The organism is Bradyrhizobium sp. TM233, assembly GCF_036247965.1.
Lineage (GTDB): Bacteria > Pseudomonadota > Alphaproteobacteria > Rhizobiales > Xanthobacteraceae > Bradyrhizobium > Bradyrhizobium ottawaense.
The window spans coordinates 757,652-776,861 of the sequence record NZ_BTIG01000003.1 but is presented as its reverse complement, the minus strand read 5'-3'; the positions used below and the strand labels follow the sequence as shown (position 1 = coordinate 776,861).

Sequence of the window (19,210 nt, the reverse complement as noted above, 5' to 3'; positions counted from 1 at the left end):
TTGCTTCAGGAGCGCGCTTCAGCCGAATTCGCCGCGCCGGACGATTTGGCGGTCGTCCGCAGATTCCTGATGATGATCGCGATCAACGGCACCAGCACCGGCACGATCGTGCTGAGCGGATGATGCACCGCGCCCGACACCTGGGCCTGGAGCGCGCGCGCTTCGAGCTGAAGGGCTTCGATGGAGGTGTCGTGAATTTCGTTGGCAAGCTCGATATCGCGGCCTGACGGAGCGCGGCCGGCGATCGCGAACAGAGCGGCTGCGATGGCGAAATTGACGGCGCCGAGGATGGCGGCCGCGGCAATCGCGCTCCAGATCTGCACCAGCGCGAAATAGGCCGACAGCTCCAGCATCAGAAGCCCGAACGCCGCGATCAGCGCCGCAAAGGCACGCAAGCCGAGGCCGACCAGCAGATGGCGCAGCCTGATGTCCGCGATGATCCTGTCGGTGCGCCACAACGCGCGCAGATGTTTGACCACATTCTCGGTATTCACCTAGTGTCTCCTCAGCATGAAGCCGACAACGACGCCGAGCGCGAAGGCGGAGGCGAGCGATGTGATCGGACGGTCCGCAATGAGACCCTGAAGCTGCGCCTGCTCTTCGTCCACGGTCTCGCCGAGCTCGGTCAGCGCCGCCCTGATCTGATCGGCGAGTGCCTCGGCGCGGTCCTTCGAGCTCTCAAACATCTCCTCCCCGGCGGTGCTCAGCAAGCGTGTGACGTCAACCTTCAGCGCCCGCAATTCTTCGCTCATCCTGTCGCTGTCGAACATGGACTTGATATCCCCATTGAATGGACGCAAGCCTAGGACCCGCGCGCGCGATCGCGCTTGATTTGCGTCAATCGGCAGCGCAGTTCAGCTCTTGAGACAGGTCAAGCCGGGCGCCATATGCTGGCCTAGAAATACCGTCTGAATGGGGACCGATTGTCCCGATGAGGTGGAAGCGTGAACCACGAACCGCTGTTGCTCGCGACGCCGTCCGGCGACGTGCTGAACTTGCGCCCCGAAGGGCCCTGGACCGCCGCGAATGTGGTCACGCTCGAGACATTGTCCCGGTCGGTCGGTGCCGACGTCGATCGCTCGCGCGTCGTCACCCTGGACATGTCGGGCGTCAGTGCGCTCGACACGCTCGGTGCCTGGGTCCTGGAAAAGCTGTCGCGCAGGGCCGCAACATCGGGCAGATCGGCCGAATTCGTCGGCGTCGCCGATCATTTCAGCGGGCTGCTGGATGAGGTGCGCCAGGTCAACCGCCACACGCCGGCCCCGACGGCTGCGCCCAATCCGGTGCTGGCGAGGCTGGGCGATCTCGGCAAGTCCACGGCCGACGCGCGGGAGGACATCACGATCTTCCTCCAGATGCTCGGCGCATTGTTCATGGCCGTGATCGGCGTGCTGCGCCGGCCGGGTTCGCTGCGGCTGACGTCCCTGGTGTATCAGCTCTACCGCATCGGGTGGCAGGCGATCCCCATCGTCGCGCTGATCACCTTCCTGATCGGCGCCATCATCGCGCAGCAGGGCTTCTTCCATTTCCGCAGGTTCGGCGCGGAATCCTACACCGTCGACATGGTCGGCATCCTGGTGCTGCGTGAGCTCGGCGTGCTGATCGTCGCCATCATGGTCGCGGGACGATCGGGAAGCGCCTACACCGCCGAGCTCGGCTCGATGAAGATGCGCGAGGAGATCGACGCGCTCTCGACCATGGGGCTAGATCCCGTCGATGTCCTGATTCTGCCGCGCGTCGCGGCCCTGGTCATTGCGCTGCCGATCCTGACCTTCATCGGATCGGTCGCCGCGCTCTATGGCGGCGGTCTCGTCGCGCAGTTCTATGGCGACATGGGGCCGGCGATCTACATCGCGCGGCTGCATGAGGCCATCTCCGTCACCCATTTCGAGGTGGGCATCCTGAAGGCGCCGTTCATGGCGCTGGTGATCGGAATCGTGGCCTGCAGCGAGGGCTTGCGCGTCAAGGGCAGCGCGGAGTCGCTCGGGCGGCAGACCACGACGTCGGTGGTGAAGTCGATCTTCCTGGTGATCGTCCTCGACGGCCTGTTTGCGATCTTCTTTGCCTCGATCGGAATGTGACGATGGACGTATCGCAGGACGAGTTCGCGATCCGCGTCCGTGACCTCGTGGTCGGATTCGGCCGCCAGACCGTGCTCGACCATCTGTCGCTCGACGTTCGCCGCGGCGAGATTCTCGGGCTGGTGGGGGCGTCCGGCGGCGGCAAGTCGGTGCTGATGCGCACCATCATCGGCCTCATCCCGCGCCAGGGCGGGACCATCGAGGTCATGGGACAGCCCACCGGCGGCCACGGTCGCGGCGCAGCCACGACCTGGGGCATCCTGTTCCAGCAAGGCGCGCTGTTCTCCTCGCTGACGGTCCGCCAGAACGTCCAGTTTCCCTTACGCGAAAATCTCGTCCTGTCGCAGGAGCTGATGGACGAGATCGCGATCGCCAAGCTCGAGATGGTCGGCTTGCGCGCCCAGGACGCCGACAAATATCCGTCGGAGCTGTCCGGCGGCATGACCAAGCGCGTGGCGCTGGCGCGCGCGCTCGCGCTCGATCCGCCGATCCTGTTCCTGGACGAGCCGACCTCCGGCCTCGATCCGATCGCCGCCGGCGATTTCGACGCGCTGATCACGACGCTGCAAAAGACGCTGGGGCTGACCGTGTTCATGGTGACCCACGACCTTGCGAGCCTGACCACGGTCTGCGACCGCGTCGCCGCGCTGGCCGACGGCAAGATCGTGGCGATCGGCCCGATGCGCGAATTGCTGCAATCCGAGCATCCCTGGGTGCGCGCCTATTTCCACGGCAAGCGCTCGCAGATGCTGCAACACGAGATGAGATGAGACATGGAAACCCGCGCTCCCTACGTGCTGATCGGCAGTTTCGTGCTGGCCGCGATCCTCGCGGTGTTCGGCTTCGTCTATTGGCTGAACAACACCGGCGGCATCGGGCCGCGCACGAACTACCACGTGCAATTCCAGGGGCCGGTCCCAGGCCTGCTGGTTGGCGCCGGCGTGCTGTTCAACGGCATCCGTGTCGGTGAGGTGACCCAGCTCGGGCTCGCGCCTGATAATCCGCGTTTCGTCAATGCGACGATCTCGGTTGCGGCCGCCACGCCGGTGCGTTCCGACACCAGGGTCGGTCTCGAATTCCAGGGCCTGACCGGCGTGCCGGTGGTGACGTTGGAAGGCGGCGCGATCGTCGCCAAAGCCGGCGAGCCCGTGACCTTGATCGCCGATGCCGGCGCCGGCCAGAGCATGACGCAGGCGGCGCGCGATGCGCTGCGGCGTGTCGACACGGTGCTTCAGGACAATTCCGGCCCGCTGAAGGACACCATTGCGAATTTCAAGACGTTCTCCGACGGCCTCGCGCGCAACACCGGCAAGCTCGACGGCATTATTGCGGGCCTGGAGAAGATGACCGGCGGCGGCGCTCCAGCGCAGAAGATTACCTACGACCTTCACACGCCGCAGAACCTCGGGCTGGCCAGCAAGACGCTCTCGGCGTCACTGGCCATTCCCGAGCCGAGTGCGGTCGCAATGCTGCAGACCCAGCGCATGCTGTTCGCGCCCGTCGGGGACAGACCGGGCTTTGCGGATTTCCTCTGGGCCGACAGCATTCCGAAACTGGTGCAGGCGCGCCTGATCGATAGCTTCGAGAATTACGACATCGCCCACGCCCCGCTGCGCACGAGCGACCTCGGTCAGGCGGATTACCAGCTCCTGATCGACATCCGGCGCTTTCGGATCGCCACGGAGGGCGAGACACGGGTGGAGATCGAACTGTCGGCGCGGATCGTCGACAAGACCGGCAAGGTGGTGGCATCGCGCCTGGTCGAGACCAGCGAAAAGCTCGACAAGGTCGAGCCGGCCGCGGCCGTCGCTGCCTTCGATACGGCCTTTGCCCGCATCGCCAAGGAGCTGATCGGGTGGACCGTGCAGGCGGTGTGACGCCGTCTATTCCAGCGTCTTCAGGTAGGACAGAAGGTCGTGGATCTGGTCCGGACTGAGCTCGAAGGCCGGCATGTCGGCATGACCGGTGTAGATCCCTTCGGCCAGCGCCTCACCAAGGGTCTCGATCGGATAACGCTGGTGCAGCGTGCGCAGCGGAGGCGCGATCTTGAGCGGGCTTTGGGAGGCGCGGTCGATCGCGTGACAGCGTGCGCAATTGGCCCGTGCGAAGGTCTTGCCGCGTTGTTCGGCGGTCGGGGCCGCCAGGGCAGGTGTGAGCAGAAGCAGCCCAATCAGGCCGTGACGCAGGGCGGCTTGCAGCATGGAAAGTGGTCCCGTCGAACTCTGGAAGCAGAATATGACGGGGATGCCACTCAAATTTGATCTCTGTCAATTGGCTTTGGCGCAGTGCAGTAAAATGCACCGGCGCGGTGGACTCGGCCCGGTGTCGGGAGCAGCCGGCGCGGGGAGCGGTGGATGAAGCCTTCCGTGGTCACGATTGAGCCGAACGGACATTTTTGCAGCGAGTGCGCCGTACGCGGAGCGGCGGTTTGTTCGTCGCTGGATGCCGCCGAACTCAGGGAATTCGAGCATCTCGGACGCCGCGTTCATTTTGATTCCGGCGAGACCGTGTTCTCCGAGGAGGACATGACGACCTCGTTCTACAACGTCCTCGAAGGCGTCATGCGGCTGTACAAGCTGCTGCCCGACGGCCGGCGGCAGATCGTCGGCTTTGCCTTGCCCGGCGATTTCCTGGGGATGAACATATCCGGCCGGCACAATTTTTCGGCCGATGCGATCGGCGCAGTAACCGTGTGCCAGTTCGCCAAGGCGCCCTTCGGCCGGTTCATCGAAGACCGGCCGCAGCTGCTCAAGCGGATCAACGAGCTGGCCATCCGGGAATTGAGCCAGGCGCGCGACCATATGGTCCTGCTCGGCCGCCGCTCGGCGGACGAGAAGGTTGCGACTTTTCTGCTCGGCTGGCGTGAACGGCAGGTCGCGCTCAAGGGGCTGTCCGACACGGTTCCGCTGCCGATGAGCCGTCAGGACATCGCCGACTATCTCGGCCTGACCATCGAAACCGTCAGCCGCACCTTCACCAAGCTGGAGCGTCACGGCGTGATCGAGATCATTCACGGCGGCATCAGCCTGCTCGATCCTGCCCGAGCCGAGGCGCTGGCCGCAGCCTGATCGTCCGTCCGCAACGCCCCCGACGTTTTTGATCGAGATCAATGACGCCGGACGGATGCAGCAAAATAAATAATGCCCCAAACAATCCGGGAGGTGCATGATGCCCGCTGATGCGTTGCTGGTGACCATCGTCGTCGTCGCGATCTTCGTCGCATTCGCCGCAGCCCTGGCTTGGGCAGACCGGCAAACCAGTGCAGGCCGGCTCGATCCGGATTCCAAGCGCTGAAGCTCCTGAGCTCTTAATCCGCTCAGACGCGCCAACAGCCGACGCTCGCCCGGCTTGGCCGTCGCCAGCGCCTTAACGCAAGCGGGCTTGCGCTGCCTGCAACTCTGCATCGATCAAAACGCATCGGCGCATCCTTCGGATGCGGACTTCCGGCTCGACCGCGGCATTTTCGCGGCATTTGCCACAAATCTCGCGCGTGCTTTCCGGTTGAAAAGCCTGATAACGTTGACTACGCAGGAACCCCAGTGCCTCGCAGTCTTAGGAGCCCCGCGGCGTGCCTCAGGACAAGACCGGCGACCCCCGACAGTCGGCGGGCAACAAACTATCGGTCCTGCGCAAGCACCCGATCTTCGCGGATCTGGAGCCGGAAGCGCTCGATCAGCTTTGCCGCTACGCCAAGCACACCACCGTGAAGCGCGGCGCGACGATTGCTGCCAAGGGCGATCCCGGCAACAATCTGTTCGCGGTGATCACGGGGACAGTGAAGATTTCTTCCTCGTCGCCCGATGGACGGAACGCCATTCTCAATCTGATCGGTCCCGGCGAGATCTTCGGCGAGATCGCGGTGCTCGACGGCGCTCCGAGGTCGGCCGATGCGACCGCCAACACCAATTGCGAGCTCTACATCATCGATCGCCGGGACTTCCTCCCGTTCGTGAAGAGCCAGCCGGCGCTGGCGATGAAATTCATCGAGCTGCTCTGCGCCCGTCTGCGCTGGACCAGCCAGCAGGTCGAGCAGGTGATCCTGCAAAATCTGCCGGGGCGGCTGGCGAGCGCGCTGCTCGGTCTCACCGAGGAGCGCAAGTTCGATTCCGGCAGCGGCACGCTCGCCATCACGCAGCAGGAGATCAGCGAGATGGTGGGGATGACGCGCGAGAGCATCAACAAGCAATTGCGCGCCTGGGCCGGCCGCAACTGGGTTCGCCTCGAGCACGGCGCCATCGTCGTGCTCGATACGGATGCGCTGCGCGAACTCGCCGAGAGCGGCCTCGACGGCGAGTGAGCGCGTACGCTTAGCCATCGATGATGGCGACCGCGCGGGTCCAGCCCGCGGAGGCGCGTTCGATCTTCACCGGAAAGCACGAGACCGTGAAGCCGGTCGAGGGCAGCTGGTCGAGATTGTGCAGTTTCTCCAGATGGCAGTAGCCGATGTGTCGTCCCGCCTTGTGGCCTTCCCAGATCAGGCCGGCATCTTTTGTCTCGGCATATTTCTTTGCGGTGTAGAGGAACGGCGCATCCCAGCTCCAGCCATCCGTACCGGTCAGCCGCACGCCGCGTTCGAGCAGATACATGGTGGCTTCATAGCCCATGCCGCAGCCGGAATTGACGTATTCGTCTTGACCGAATTTTGCGCCGGCACTGGTGTTGACGACCACGATCTCCAGCGGCGACAGCGTGTGCCCGATGCGCTTCAGCTCCTTCTCGACGTCATCGGCGCTCGCCACGTAGCCGTCGGGCAGATGCCGGAAGTCGAGCTTCACGCCGGGCTGAAAGCACCATTCCAGCGGCACCTCGTCGATCGTCCATGACCGCTCGCCGCGGTTCATGGTCGGATGGAAGTGCCAGGGCGCATCGAGATGCGTGCCGTTATGGGTCGACAGCGAGACCTGCTCGACCGCCCAGCCCTGTCCATCAGGCAAATCCTGCGCCTTGAGACCGTCGAAAAACTGCAGCATGCGGGGCAGGCCCTGCTGGTGATCGATGTACTGGATGGTCGGATGGTTGCCCGGCGGATCGGCCGTCACGTCGTTTCTGAGCGGCACCGAGATATCGATCAGCTTCCGCGGCATGGGCATTCCTTCGAGATAGTCCGCTGTTTCGGACATCTTGAGGGGCCTCTCTTGGTCGCGTCAAGTCACGTGCCGGCGACGCAAGCCGTCCCGCCGGCTTCCACAACGACGCGAATTGCGCCAGATTGATCGATGCAACTGCTGCATCGATCAATGCCGGATTTGGCTTGGACATGGAATGCCGCGCGCCCTAGGGACGACATTGGCGCTTGACTTCACACCTGAAGGGGAGCGACCCAAGGCGGCCTGCAGCCTGCCGACAACGACATAATCAACCCAGGAGGAAGCCCAGATGAAGACACTCACCGGTATCATCGCAGCCGTTGCATTGGTGCTCTCAGCGCCGCTGGCGACCGCACGCGACTTCCGCTCCGCCGACATCCATCCGGCAGATTATCCGACCGTCGAGGCCGTCAAGTTCATGGGCAAGCAGCTCGCGACGGCGAGCGGCGGCAAGCTCGGCGTGAAGGTGTTTCCCAACGGAGCCCTGGGCTCCGAGAAGGATACCATCGAGCAACTCAAGATCGGCGCGCTCGACATGATGCGGATCAACGCGTCGCCGCTCAACAACTTCGTGCCGGAAACCATCGCATTGTGCCTGCCGTTCGTCTTCCGCGACACCCAGCACATGCGCACCGTCCTCGACGGGCCGATCGGCGATGAGATCCTGGCGGCGATGGAGCCCGCGGGACTGGTCGGCCTTGCCTATTACGACAGCGGCGCCCGGTCCATTTACACCGTGAAGGCGCCGGTCAAGTCGCTCGCGGATCTGAAGGGTCTGAAGATTCGCGTCCAGCAGTCCGATTTGTGGGTCGGCATGATCCAGAGCCTCGGCGCCAACCCGACGCCGATGCCGTATGGCGAGGTCTATACCGCGCTCAAGACCGGCCTGGTGGATGCCGCCGAAAACAACTGGCCCTCTTACGAGTCGTCGCGCCATTTCGAGGCCGCCAAGTTCTACAACATCACCGAGCACTCCCTGGCGCCCGAAGTTCTGGTGATGTCCAAGAAGGTCTGGGACACGCTGAGCAAGGAGGATCAGGCCATGATCCGCAAGGCCGCCAAGGAATCGGTGCCCGTCATGCGCAAGCTCTGGGATGAGCGTGAGCAGGCGTCCCGCAAGACGGTCGAGGCCGCCGGCGTTCAGGTCGTGACGATCGCCAACAAGGCGGAATTCGTCGACGCGATGAAGCCGGTGTACCAGAAGTTTGCGGGTGACGAAAAGCTGCAGGGCCTCGTCAAGCGTATCCAGGACACGAAGTAAGACCACAGCGTCGGGTCCGGCGTCGCCGCGAAGGCGGCACCGGACCCTCGCAAGGAGACGCGGGAATGACAGACCCACACGTCGCAGACCACGAGCAGGGGGCGGTCGCCGCACGCCCGGCGACCGGCTTGCTGTCGCGGATCAACGCCCCCGTTGCTCGCGCCGGCATGTATCTGTCCGTGACCGGATTGCTCGTCATCGTCACCGTCGTGTTCTACCAGGTGTTCGGACGTTACGTGCTCAATTCGAGCCCGACCTGGACGGAGAACCTCGCGCTGGTCCTCATCCTGTATGTCACGTTGATCGGCGCCGCCGTCGGCGTGCGCGATGCCGGACACATCGGCATGGACAGCCTGCTGGTGATGCTTCCGGATCACGCGCGAGAGAAGATCGAGCTCGTCATCCACGTCCTGGTGGCCGCGTTTGGCGTCGCGATGGCCTATAACGGCTGGATTCTCGGCGCATCCGTGGGGACCGTGAAGATTCCCAATCTCGGCCTCCCTGAGGTCATCCGCTACGTCCCGCTGATCGCCTCCGGCGTCCTGATCGTCTCCTTTTCAATCGAGCATATCATTGCTCTCTTGCGCGGCGAAGAGGTCGTCCCCTCATGGAACTGATCATCCTCGGCGCCACGTTTTTCGGCTTCCTGATCCTCGGCGTCCCCGTTGCCTTCGCGATCGGTCTCTCGGCGATCTGCACCATCCTCTACGAGGGCCTGCCGGTCGCCGTCATCTTCCAGCAGATGATGTCGGGGATGAACATCTTCTCGTTCCTCGCCATCCCGTTCTTCGTCTTCAGCGGTGAGCTGATGCTGCACGGCGGCGTCGCCGACAAGATCGTGCAGCTTGCCAAAAATCTCGTCGGTCACATCCGCGGCGGGCTCGGCATGTCGAACGTGGTCGCCTGCACGCTGTTCGGCGGCGTCTCCGGATCGCCCGTGGCCGACGTGTCGGCGATGGGCGCGGTGATGATCCCGATGATGAAAAAGGAGGGGTTCGACACCGACTACGCCGTCAATGTCACCACCCATGCGTCGCTGGTGGGAGCCTTGATGCCGACCAGTCACAACATGATCATCTATGCGCTCGCCGCCGGCGGCAAGGTCTCGATCGGCGCGCTGATCGCCGCCGGCCTCCTGCCGGCGCTGGTGCTGATGGTGTGCATGCTGGTCGCCGCTTACGCGGTCGCCGTGAAGCGCGGCTATCCGGCCGGCAAGTTCCCGGGTTGGCCCGAGGTTTTTCGCTCGTTCGCAGCCGCTCTGCCCGGCCTTCTGATCGTCGGCATCATCCTGGCGGGCATCCTGTCCGGCGTGTTCACCGCGACCGAATCCGCGGCCGTCGCGGTCACCTACACGATCCTGCTGACCTTCTTCATCTACCGCACCATGACCTTGCCGAACTTCCTGCGCGCCGCCGCCAAGGCCGTGAAGACGACGGGCGTGGTGCTGCTGCTGATCGGCGTATCCACCATGTTCCAGTACCTGATGGGGCTGTACGAGGTGGCCGACTTCGCCGGCGACCTGATGAGCAAGGTCTCCACCCAGCCCTGGGTCATCTTCCTGCTCATCAACGTCATCCTGTTCGTGCTCGGCACCTTCATGGACATGGCCGCGACCATCCTGATCTGCACCCCGATCTTCCTGCCGATTGCGATGAAGGCGGGCATGGATCCGGTGCAGTTCGGCATGCTGATGCTGATCAACTGCGCCCTCGGTTTGAACACCCCGCCGGTCGGAACGACTCAGTTCGTGGGTTGCGCCATTGGCGGCATCTCGGTCGGCGCGGTGATGCGCACCATCATGCCGTTCTACGCCGCGCTGATCGCAGCACTGATGTTCGTGACCTACGTGCCTGCATTCTCGCTGTGGCTGCCCCGCCTGCTGATGGGTTACAAGGGCTAGCAGCTACAGGAGAAGCTATCAGTGACTGACTATCGCAAGCTCTTTGATCTCACCGGCAAGACGGCCGTGGTGCTCGGCGCCGCATCGGGCATCGGCAAATCGTCGGCCGAGGCGCTGGCTGGGCTCGGGGCCCGCGTCGTCTGCGCCGATCGCGCGCTTGAGGCAGCGGAGGCGACCGCCGCCGGGATTCGGGACAAGGGCGGCTGGGCGGAAGCAGCCAGCTGTGACGCCGCGAGCGCGGCGGACGTCAACGCGCTCGCCAAAACCGTGATGCAGAAATTTCCCCGGCTCGACATCGCGGTGACGACGCCCGGGCTCAACATCCGCAAGACCATCCTCGACTACACCGAGGAGGACCTCGACCGCGTTCTCAACCTCAACGTCAAGGGCACGGTGTGGTTCTTCCAGGCGTTCGGCCACATCATGGTCGCGCAAAAGGGCGGCAGCATCATCGCCTGCTCGTCGGTGCGCGCGGTGACCATCGAACCAGGCCTCGGCGTCTACGGCTCGACCAAGGCGGCGATCGGCCTGCTGGTGAAGGGCTTTGCCTCCGAGGTCGGCCATGCCGGCGTACGCGTCAACGCGATCGCACCCAGCATCGCCGAGACCGCGTTGACCGGCCCGTTCAAGCAGCGGCCCGACATCTATAATCTCTACGCCGGCCATACCGTGTTCAACCGCTGGAGCAGCGCCGATGAGGTCGCGACCGCGGTGGCCTATCTCGCTTCGGATGCCGCCAGCTATGTCAGCGGCAGCACGCTGTTCGTCGATGGCGGCTGGACCGCCGTCGACGGCCCGCCGACCGGTCTCACTCAGCTGCACAAATAGGGCGTCATCGGCTCTAGCCGGTAAAGCCAGCGCGCTGGCGCAGGTCCTTCCGATCTGCGCCGGTCAGCAACGCGATCAGCGCCGCCGCCTCTGTCGGATGCGCTGCCTGCATTGTCACGCCGGCCGTATACATCGTCACGAGTTCGCAGCCGGGCGGCAGCGCCCCCGACAATGCAATACCGTCTGTCGCGATGATCTCGGTCGCCTGCGTGCATCCGATCGGCTTTGCCGCGCCGGATGCCGCGAGCTCCCGCATTGCGGTTGCACCGTTCGGAAAGATCTTGAGGCGGGAGGCCACCTCATAGGCGATGCCGAGCTGATCCAGCACTTTTGCGAAATGCTGGCCCGCGGTCGAGGCCTTGGTGTCGGGGACGTAAATTGCATCGGCGCCGCGCAGCACGTCGCGCAGATCGGCCTCCGTCTTCACCATCACCCTGGGATCGCGGCTGCGGACCGCCAGCGCGGTCTCGACCCGGCCGACATCCGTAATCGAGGAGGGGACGATGAGCTTCTCCTCGGCAAGCCTCGCAAGCAGCACCTGCGTCAGGATCACGAGATCGGCCAGTGTTCCCGCGCGCAGCTTGTCCGCCATGATGCCGACCGCGCCGAATTCGCCGTCGATACCGAGGCCGGTTTGCGCTTTGAAAGCGTCGGTGACGCCGCGCACCAGGCCTTGTGCCGCGCCTCCGCTCAAAACGTTCACTGTCGTCAAGGCGCACGCTCCATCGCTGCAATGATCTTGTCGCGTGTGATCGGCAGGTCTCGCACACGCACGCCGAGGCAGTCATACACCGCATTGGCGATCGCCGCCGTCACCGGGCCGTGCGCGGCTTCGCCGGCGCCGACCGGCTCGATCTCCGGCCGCTGGATGATCTCGACGTCCACGGCCGGCACCTCGCTGAAGGTCAGGATCGGATAGTCCGTCCAGGAGGTCGAGGTGATGCCGGTGCGGTCGAAGCGGACGCGCTCCTTCAGCACCCAGCTCGTCGCCTGGATCGCGCCGCCCTCGATCTGGTTGACGACGCCGTCCGGATTGATGGCTTCGCCGACATCGACCGCAAGCGTCAGTCGCTTGACGCGGACGTCGTCGGCGCCCTCGATTTCGGCGATGGCAGCGCAATAGGCGCCCGTATTCTTGTAGCGGGCAAAGCCGACGCCATGACCGATGCCCGATCGTTGCTGCGGCTTCCATCCGGCACGTCGCGCCGCAGCGCTGACGACAGCGCGCGCCCGTTCGTCGCGCAGATGCCGCAAGCGGAATGCGATCGGATCTTCGCCGCGCAGGGCTGCGATCTCGTCGAGCAGGGACTCGATGGCGAACACATTGCCTTGTCCGCCCAACGTCCGCAACGCCGAGGTGCGCACCGGCATGGTCAGCAGCCGGTGGCTGGTGATGGTCCAGGCCGGGAAGTCATAGAGCGGAACGGAGTTGCGGTCGCCGCCGCCGCCATTGGCAGCCGGCGGGTTGGTCGAGATCATGCGGGGATACGGATTTGCGATCTCTGTTGCCGCGAGCAGCGCCGGCTGCGCCGCGCGTCCCGGCCGCGCCGCATGGCCGTTGCTCCAGATCGCGTGGCGCCAGCCGGCGATCTCGTTGTCGGCGTCGAGATCGGCCTCGATCTCGATGGCCATCGCCGCGCCGAACGGCGCATGGGACATCTCGTCGTGGCGTGACCACTGTACCCGAACCTGACGTCCGTTGGCGGCTTTCGCCAGCAACACGGCATCGATCGCGACGTCGTCGGCCGCATTGTGTCCATAGCAGCCCGCGCCCTCGATGTGCTCGACGACGATGCTCTCGGCCGGCAGCTTCAGCACGATCGCAAGATCGGTGCGGAGCAGATAGACGCCCTGGCTGTGCGTCCAGACATGGACATGATCGCCGTCCCATTGCGCCATGGCGCAGGAGGGCGCGATCGACGCATGGGCGATGTAGGGGCGGGTGTATTGCCGGCGCAGGGCCTGGACTGGCTTGCGCGTCGGCTCCGCCATCCTGGTATCGATGATGGTGGTCTCGACGGGCTGGCTCTTCAGGAAGCCCGCCAGATCGTCTTCATTCGGCAGCGGCTCGCCGGCCGACCATGTCGCGCCCTTGCGCAAGGCCTTGAGTGCGGCTTCCGCCGCCGCCTCGTTGTTGGCGACGACGCCGGTAAAGCCGCCGTCGCGGACGATCGCAACGATGCCGGGGACCGCGCGCGCAGCCTCCTCATTGAGTGCGACCAATCTGGCGCCCGAGACATCCGGCCGCAGCACGCGTCCGTGCAGCAGTCCCGGCAGCGCAAGGTCGTGGATGAAGCGCGGCCGTGCGAACACCTTGTCGGGAATGTCGACGCGCTGGACCGCGTGTCCGGCGATGGTGCGCTTGGCGGCACTTTTCGCTGTCGGGGCTGCGGTGGCGTCGTGGTCGAGCGAGACCTCGTCCATCAACTCCCAATAGCTGGTCCTGACATTGCCGGGACCAGAGATAATGCCGTCATCGACATCGAGCAGCGATGCATCGACGCCGAGACGTTCCGATGCCGCGCGAAGGAAGCGCTGGCGCACCTCGGCACAGACCTGGCGCAGCGCGCGGCCGGATTGCTGGATCGAGAGGCTGCCCGAGGTGACGCCCTCGTTCGGGCTCATCGCCGTCGAGGTGCGGATCATGTCAACGCGGCCGATCTCGACGTCGAGCTCGTCCGCCGCGATCTGCGCCAGCGCCGTAACGATGCCCTGGCCGATCTCGACCTTGCCGGGCGAGATCGCCACACGGCCGTCATCGGTGAACCGCACCCAGGACGACAGCTTGGGATTGGCAACAAGACTCACCGGCAGCTTCGGGGCAGGGGATGGCATGCTCATGACGCAGCCATCTCCGCCGCCGCCCGCAGCACGGCGCGGACCATGCGATTATGCGACCCGCAGCGGCACAGATTGCGATCCAGCGCGGATCTGACCTCTGCCTCCGTCGGTGACGGATTGCGCTTCAGCAGCGCCGCGGCGCTGACAAGAATCCCCGCGACGCAATAGCCGCACTGCATCGCCTGTTCGGAGATGAAGGCGCGTTGCAGCGGATGTGGTTGCTCTGCCGTGCCGAGGCCTTCCACCGTGACGACGTCCTTGTCGGCGACCGACCACATCGGCATGTCGCAGGAGGTCATCGCGCGGTCACCGACCATGACGTGACAGGCGCCGCACTCACCGGCGCCGCAGCCGAAATGCGGACCGGTGACGCCGAGCCGGCCGCGGAGCACATCGAGCAGCGCCTGGTCAGAATCGGCTTCGACGACGGCGGTCGCGCCATTGAGCTGGAATTGGATGGTGGGCATTGCGCTCTGCGGCCTCAGGACTTGTCGAACTTCTTGACGACGTCGGCCCATTTCTCGATGTCGCCGCGCAGGAATTTGTCGAACTGTTCCGGCGTCATCGACATGGGCAGGGCGCCCTGTTCTGTCCAGAGCTTGACGATGTCGGGCCGCTTCACCATTGCGTTGACGGCGGCGTTGAGCTTGTCGATCACGGGCTTCGGTGTGCCGGCCGGCGCCATCAGGCCGAGCCAGATGGTCGCCTCATAGCCTGCTACACCGGCTTCGCCTGCTGTCGGCACGTTCGGCAGCACGGTCGAACGCTGCTTGCCGGTGGTTGCGAGCGCGCGAACTTGATTTTCGCTGATGTTCGGCGCCATCGCCGGCACCGCGTCGATCATCATCTGCACCTGTCCGCCGATCACGCCGCTGCGCGCCTCGCCGCTGTTGCGATAGGGAACGTGCACGACATCGATGCCGGCCATGGCTTTGAACAGCTCACCCGCCATGTGGTAGGGCGTGCCCTGTCCGGAGGAAGCGTAGTTCAGCTTGCCCGGCTGCGCTTTGGCAAGTGCGACGAACTCGGCCAGCGTCTTCACTGGGACTTGCGGGTTCACAACGATGACGAGATCGGAATAATTCACCGGCGCGATCGGCGCGAGGTCGCGCATCAATTCGTATTTGCGCTTGTCCGCGGTCAGCAGCGATTCATTCGCGGTCTGGGTGTTGGACATCATCAGCAGCGTGTAGCCGTCGGCCGGCGACTTCACAGCTTCCACGGTGCCGATGACGCCGCCGGCGCCGGTGCGGTTCTCGACCACGAAGGGCTGACCAAAACGCTCCTGGAGCACGTTGCCGATCAGCCGGGCGGCGACGTCGGCCGGCCCGCCGGCGCCGAACGGCACGACGATCCGGACCGAATGGCTGGGATAATCCTGTGCGAATGAGGGGGCTGCGGAGACTACAGCGAGCAGGCCGGCCGCCAATGTCAGCACGGATCTTCGGGCCATCATGCCCACCTCCCTGATATCGTTCTTTGTTGGCCGGCACTGTAGCGGCAGGGAATGCGGACTGTCGACGCCTCACAAAGGCGATTGGGCCGGGAATATCGGGTGGTTTTCGGTGTGATTGCGCCGCGTTTCGCGCCTGCAGCAGGAACCCGCGGCGCGTGCGCCTTGAGCAAATCGCATGGGCCTTGCCGGATAAATGCGCTCGGCTGGCTGGTATTTTGGTGTTACGAACTGGGACATGAACCAGCACGCCAAAATCGAAATCCGCCATTCGACCTGCCCGCATGATTGCCCGTCGGCCTGCGCCCTCGATGTCGAGGTGGTCGAAGGCCGCAGCATCGGTCGTGTCCGTGGTTCGAAAAAGCAGACCTACACGGCCGGCGTCGTCTGCGCCAAGGTCGCCCGCTATGCCGAGCGCATCCATCACCCCGAGAGGGTGACATTCCCGATGCGCCGAACGGGTGCGAAGGGCTCCGGTCAGTTCGCGCGCATTTCGTGGGACGAGGCGCTCGACGAGATCGGGCATCGCTTCAACGAGGCCGAGCACGAGTTCGGCGCGGAATCGATCTGGCCCTATTACTACGCCGGAACGATGGGCCTCGTGATGCGGGATGGACTCAACCGTCTCACGCATGTGAAGAAATATTCGCGCTTCTATCAGACCATCTGCGCCAATGTCGCGCGCATCGGCTTTGCGATCGGCACCGGCAAGATCGCCGGCGTCGACCCGCGCGAGATGGCGCTGTCCGACCTCGTCGTGATCTGGGGCACCAATCCCGTCAACACCCAGGTCAACGTGATGACGCACGCGTCGAGAGCGCGCAAGGAGCGCGGCGCGAAAATCGCGGCGGTCGACATCTACGACAACGAGACCATGAAGCAGGCTGACATCAGGGTCATCCTGCGGCCCGGCACCGACGGCGCCTTTGCCTGCGGCGTGATGCATGTCCTGTTCCGCGACGGCTACGCCGACCGCGCCTACCTGGACAAATACACCGACTGCCCGGCCGAGCTCGAGGCGCATCTGATGACGCGCACGCCGGAATGGGCGTCCGCGATTTGCGGCGTGCCGGTGGCCGAAATCGAGGCCTTCGCGAAAGCGGTTGGCGAGACCAAGCGCACCTTCTTCCGCTTTGGCTACGGCTTTACGCGCAGCCGCAACGGTGCCACGCAGATGCACGCGGCAAATTGCATTCCCGCGGTGACCGGCGCCTGGCAATATGAAGGCGGCGGCGCTTTCTTCAACAATTACGCGCTGTGGCATTTCAACGAATCCATCATCGAGGGCCACGACGCCGTCGACCAGAACATCCGCGCGCTCGACCAGTCCAAGATCGGCCGCATCCTGACCGGCGATGCCGAGGCCTTGCGCGGCAAGGGGCCGGTCAAGGCGATGCTGATCCAGAACACCAATCCGATGACGGTGGCCCCGGAGCAGGCATTGGTCCGGCAGGGCTTTGCGCGCGAGGATCTGTTCGTCGCGGTGCATGAGCAGTTCATGACCGAGACGGCAGAGATGGCCGACATCGTGCTGCCGGCGACCATGTTCATGGAGCACGACGATCTCTATTACGGCGGCGGCCACCAGCACATCTCGGTGGGTGCGAAGCTGATCGACCCGCCCGGCGAATGCCGCTCCAATCACGAGGTCTTGCAGGCGCTGGCGCCGCGGCTCGGTGCGAGGCATCAGGGCTTCGAGATGACGCCGCGCGAATTGATCGACGCGACGTTGAAGCTGAGCGACCACGGCGATATCGGCGGCCTCGAAGCCGACATCTGGCGCGACCTGCAACCGGACTTCCGCACCTCGCATTTTCTCGACGGCTTTGCCCATGCCGACGGGAAATTCCACTTCAAAGCCGATTGGGCGCATCCGCCGTTCGGCGTCACGATGGGTGACTTCGACAAGATGCCGGCATTGCCGGACCATTGGGCCGTGATCGAGCAGACCGACCAGGCCCATCCGTTTCGGCTTGCGACCAGCCCCTCGCGCAGCTTCCTCAACACGACCTTCAACGAGACGCCGTCCTCGCAGGCGCGCGAGGGCAGGGCGAGCGTGATGATCCATCCCCTGGATGCGGCCGCGCTCGACATCGCCGACGGCGATGCCGTGACACTCGGCAACACCCGCGGCGAGACCACGCTGGTGGCGACGCTGTTCGACGGTGTACGGCGCGGCGTTCTGATCGCGGAGTCCGTTCATCCCAACAAGAACCACATCGGCGGCCGCGGCATCAACATGCTGACCGGTGCCGAAACCGTCGCGCCGATCGGCGGGGCCGCGTTCCACGACAACAAGGTCTGGATCAGGAAGGCCGCCACCGTCTAGGGGATGCACTCCGAGACACCGTAGCCTGCGAACTCCTTCGCAATGTTCGGGTTCATCGACTTCGCCTGCGCGATGTCCGTGGCACCGTCGCCGCCGTTCTTGCGGGTGGCGATGCCGCGGCCGAACAGCGACGATGAGGAGCGCGGGTTGCGCTGGATCGCGTCGGTGTAGTCCTTGATCGCCTCGGCGGTCCGGCCGAGCTTGAGGTTGACGAGCCCGCGGCTGTCGAGCGCATCGCTCAAGCCGGGATCGATCTGCAGCGCCAGATTGCAGTCGGCGAGCGCCCCCTGCAGGTCGCCGGTCGCAGCGCGCGTCCAGCAGCGATTGTTGAGCGCCTCGCCGTCCCTGGGATTCTTGCGGATCACGAGGTCGAAATCCTGCATGGCGAGCGCGTAGCCGCGCTTGATCGCATAGACCTGGCCGCGCTTGTAGCGCGAGGCGACGTCATTGGCGTTCGCCGCGATCTTGCGGCTGAGATCGGCGATGACGGGATCCCTGGCGAGATCCTCGGTGTTCGGGGGCGGCTCTGCCTGCGGTGCCTCGCAGACCGGCTTCTGCGGCTCGGGTTTCTGAGGCTCCGGCTTGGCCGGGTCGCCGGCCTTGTTGTCGGGCGGCCGCGTCACCGAACCTGCGAACGAGAATTCCGTGGTCAGCGAGGACGACAGCCACGGCACCTGTTCGCGCTTGGTGGCGGCGACGACGCCGTTCTTGGTGTTGGTCAGGGCCTGCTCGGCGCTGATGTTCGGTGCGCGCATCTCGCGCAGCAGCTCGGCGACGAACAGGCCATGCTCGGTCTTGCCGCTGGCCGCGACCGCACCGAGCGCGGCGGAGTACAGCACGAGCGAATTGCTCGGCGCGATCGCCGGTGCAAGGCCCGCCGAATAGCGGCGGAAGCGCCGTTCGAACGGGTTGCGGCGCGAGGCGTCGATCAGCGCGATCTTGATCGCAGCGCCGCGCGTGTTCATCTCGGCGAGGATGGTGTCGAGGCTGAAGCCGTCGCGTGCAACATCCGGCTCGGTCCAGATCTGAGCGTCGACGGGGAGCAAATAGGTCTGCCGGTTGGACTGGATGGCAAAACCGTCGAAGAAGATCAGCGCCACAGCGCCGCGTTCGATGCGGGCATAGAAGCGATCCAGCACCTGCCGCATGGCGTCGGCCGTGAGATTGTTCTGCCGGTCGACGACGAAGCCGTCGCGCTTCAATTCCTCAGTGACGTCCTGGGCGTCGTTGGCGACGTCGTTCAGCACGAACTCGTTGTCGGGATATCTGGCGTTGCCGATCACCAGCGCAAGTTTCGCAGCATCAGCCGCGTGGCTTGCGCGGCCTGCGCCCAGCGCAAGCAGGCCTGTCAGCAACAAAATCATCGCGGCGCGCATGAAATGGCTCATCGGTGATCAAAATCTCCAGTCAGGATAGCGGCCGTCACCCGC

At 64.8% G+C, this 19,210-nt stretch carries 20 protein-coding genes; 11 read left to right on the top strand and 9 right to left on the bottom strand.

Translation table 11 applies throughout. The annotated features are described in order from the left end of the window. Nucleotides 1-5: 5 nt before the first annotated feature. Together AABA86_RS10630 and AABA86_RS10625 are read right to left on the bottom strand one after the other, a co-directional pair. Nucleotides 6-494: a hypothetical protein gene (locus AABA86_RS10630; RefSeq protein WP_028142572.1), complete on the bottom strand. Its 489-nt coding sequence runs from the start codon at nucleotides 492-494 to the stop codon at nucleotides 6-8. After that, complete coding sequence (locus tag AABA86_RS10625) at nucleotides 495-770, bottom strand: hypothetical protein (RefSeq protein WP_028142571.1); 276 nt, start codon at nucleotides 768-770, stop codon at nucleotides 495-497. It lies immediately after the preceding gene. A 174-nt stretch (nucleotides 771-944) separates the two neighbouring features. On the opposite strand from AABA86_RS10625, the gene AABA86_RS10620 reads away from it, so the two are divergent. Genes AABA86_RS10620 through AABA86_RS10610 form a run of 3 tightly spaced genes read left to right on the top strand, consistent with a single transcriptional unit; the run spans nucleotide 945 to nucleotide 3,958 of the window. Then, on the top strand, nucleotides 945-2,081 hold the full coding sequence (locus AABA86_RS10620) for an ABC transporter permease (RefSeq protein WP_212250160.1): 1,137 nt from the start codon (nucleotides 945-947) through the stop codon (nucleotides 2,079-2,081). 2 nt (nucleotides 2,082-2,083) lie between these two features. After that, nucleotides 2,084-2,851: an ABC transporter ATP-binding protein gene (locus AABA86_RS10615; protein WP_212250158.1), complete on the top strand. Its 768-nt coding sequence runs from the start codon at nucleotides 2,084-2,086 to the stop codon at nucleotides 2,849-2,851. A gap of 3 nt (nucleotides 2,852-2,854) precedes the next feature. Then, nucleotides 2,855-3,958: an ABC-type transport auxiliary lipoprotein family protein gene (locus AABA86_RS10610; protein WP_338306667.1), complete on the top strand. Its 1,104-nt coding sequence runs from the start codon at nucleotides 2,855-2,857 to the stop codon at nucleotides 3,956-3,958. A 6-nt stretch (nucleotides 3,959-3,964) separates the two neighbouring features. Here the strand turns inward: AABA86_RS10610 and AABA86_RS10605 are convergent, their stop codons facing one another. After that, nucleotides 3,965-4,282, bottom strand: a complete 318-nt coding sequence (locus AABA86_RS10605; RefSeq protein ID WP_212250149.1) for a c-type cytochrome — start codon at nucleotides 4,280-4,282, stop codon at nucleotides 3,965-3,967. 153 nt (nucleotides 4,283-4,435) lie between these two features. Here AABA86_RS10605 and AABA86_RS10600 point away from each other — a divergent pair, with 153 nt between their 5' ends. The 3 genes from AABA86_RS10600 to AABA86_RS10590 all read left to right on the top strand — a co-directional run bounded on the left by AABA86_RS10600 (nucleotide 4,436) and on the right by AABA86_RS10590 (nucleotide 6,378). After that, nucleotides 4,436-5,149 (top strand): helix-turn-helix domain-containing protein, encoded by a 714-nt coding sequence (locus AABA86_RS10600; protein WP_338306666.1) that lies wholly within the window; start codon nucleotides 4,436-4,438, stop codon nucleotides 5,147-5,149. Nucleotides 5,150-5,246: 97 nt separating this feature from the next. Further along, nucleotides 5,247-5,375, top strand: coding sequence for a hypothetical protein (locus AABA86_RS10595; protein ID WP_283806129.1), 129 nt, complete (start codon nucleotides 5,247-5,249; stop codon nucleotides 5,373-5,375). Between the two features lie 274 nt (nucleotides 5,376-5,649). Next, nucleotides 5,650-6,378 (top strand): Crp/Fnr family transcriptional regulator, encoded by a 729-nt coding sequence (locus AABA86_RS10590; RefSeq protein WP_028142565.1) that lies wholly within the window; start codon nucleotides 5,650-5,652, stop codon nucleotides 6,376-6,378. Nucleotides 6,379-6,388: 10 nt separating this feature from the next. On the opposite strand, the gene AABA86_RS10585 is transcribed toward AABA86_RS10590, so the two are convergent. Next, entirely contained in the window at nucleotides 6,389-7,165 is a 777-nt protein-coding gene (locus AABA86_RS10585; protein ID WP_338306738.1) for a cyclase family protein, read from the bottom strand. A gap of 292 nt (nucleotides 7,166-7,457) precedes the next feature. Here AABA86_RS10585 and AABA86_RS10580 point away from each other — a divergent pair, with 292 nt between their 5' ends. The 4 genes from AABA86_RS10580 to AABA86_RS10565 all read left to right on the top strand — a co-directional run bounded on the left by AABA86_RS10580 (nucleotide 7,458) and on the right by AABA86_RS10565 (nucleotide 11,157). Beyond that, a complete protein-coding gene (locus AABA86_RS10580) occupies nucleotides 7,458-8,429 on the top strand; it encodes a TRAP transporter substrate-binding protein (protein ID WP_212250137.1) in 972 nt (323 codons plus the stop codon). 65 nt (nucleotides 8,430-8,494) lie between these two features. Then, complete coding sequence (locus AABA86_RS10575) at nucleotides 8,495-9,046, top strand: TRAP transporter small permease (protein ID WP_212250135.1); 552 nt, start codon at nucleotides 8,495-8,497, stop codon at nucleotides 9,044-9,046. Then, complete coding sequence (locus tag AABA86_RS10570; RefSeq protein WP_338306665.1) at nucleotides 9,037-10,329, top strand: TRAP transporter large permease; 1,293 nt, start codon at nucleotides 9,037-9,039, stop codon at nucleotides 10,327-10,329. Before AABA86_RS10575 ends, AABA86_RS10570 begins: the two co-directional genes overlap by 10 nt. 21 nt (nucleotides 10,330-10,350) lie before the next feature. Further along, nucleotides 10,351-11,157, top strand: a complete 807-nt coding sequence (locus tag AABA86_RS10565) for an SDR family NAD(P)-dependent oxidoreductase (RefSeq protein WP_338306664.1) — start codon at nucleotides 10,351-10,353, stop codon at nucleotides 11,155-11,157. 13 nt (nucleotides 11,158-11,170) lie between these two features. Here AABA86_RS10565 and AABA86_RS10560 read toward each other — a convergent pair whose 3' ends face one another. The 4 genes from AABA86_RS10560 to AABA86_RS10545 are packed head-to-tail and all read right to left on the bottom strand — an operon-like array spanning nucleotide 11,171 to nucleotide 15,454. Then, complete coding sequence (locus tag AABA86_RS10560; RefSeq protein WP_338306663.1) at nucleotides 11,171-11,869, bottom strand: molybdate ABC transporter substrate-binding protein; 699 nt, start codon at nucleotides 11,867-11,869, stop codon at nucleotides 11,171-11,173. Continuing rightward, nucleotides 11,866-13,992 carry a xanthine dehydrogenase family protein molybdopterin-binding subunit gene (locus AABA86_RS10555; RefSeq protein WP_338306737.1) on the bottom strand — a complete coding sequence of 709 codons (2,127 nt, stop codon included), beginning with the start codon at nucleotides 13,990-13,992 and terminating at the stop codon, nucleotides 11,866-11,868. The genes AABA86_RS10560 and AABA86_RS10555 overlap by 4 nt, the downstream gene beginning before the upstream one ends. Before the next feature lie 2 nt (nucleotides 13,993-13,994). Beyond that, entirely contained in the window at nucleotides 13,995-14,465 is a 471-nt protein-coding gene (locus AABA86_RS10550) for a (2Fe-2S)-binding protein (RefSeq protein WP_338306662.1), read from the bottom strand. A gap of 14 nt (nucleotides 14,466-14,479) precedes the next feature. Next, nucleotides 14,480-15,454 carry a Bug family tripartite tricarboxylate transporter substrate binding protein gene (locus AABA86_RS10545; RefSeq protein WP_338306661.1) on the bottom strand — a complete coding sequence of 325 codons (975 nt, stop codon included), beginning with the start codon at nucleotides 15,452-15,454 and terminating at the stop codon, nucleotides 14,480-14,482. Between the two features lie 235 nt (nucleotides 15,455-15,689). Here AABA86_RS10545 and AABA86_RS10540 point away from each other — a divergent pair, with 235 nt between their 5' ends. Then, the gene (locus tag AABA86_RS10540; protein ID WP_338306660.1) at nucleotides 15,690-17,780 is read left to right on the top strand and encodes a molybdopterin oxidoreductase family protein; all 2,091 of its coding nucleotides are present in this window, start codon (nucleotides 15,690-15,692) and stop codon (nucleotides 17,778-17,780) included. Here the strand turns inward: AABA86_RS10540 and AABA86_RS10535 are convergent. Next, nucleotides 17,777-19,168 (bottom strand): caspase family protein, encoded by a 1,392-nt coding sequence (locus tag AABA86_RS10535; RefSeq protein WP_338306659.1) that lies wholly within the window; start codon nucleotides 19,166-19,168, stop codon nucleotides 17,777-17,779. The two genes, AABA86_RS10540 and AABA86_RS10535, sit on opposite strands and share 4 nt — an antisense overlap. Nucleotides 19,169-19,210 lie beyond the last annotated feature (42 nt).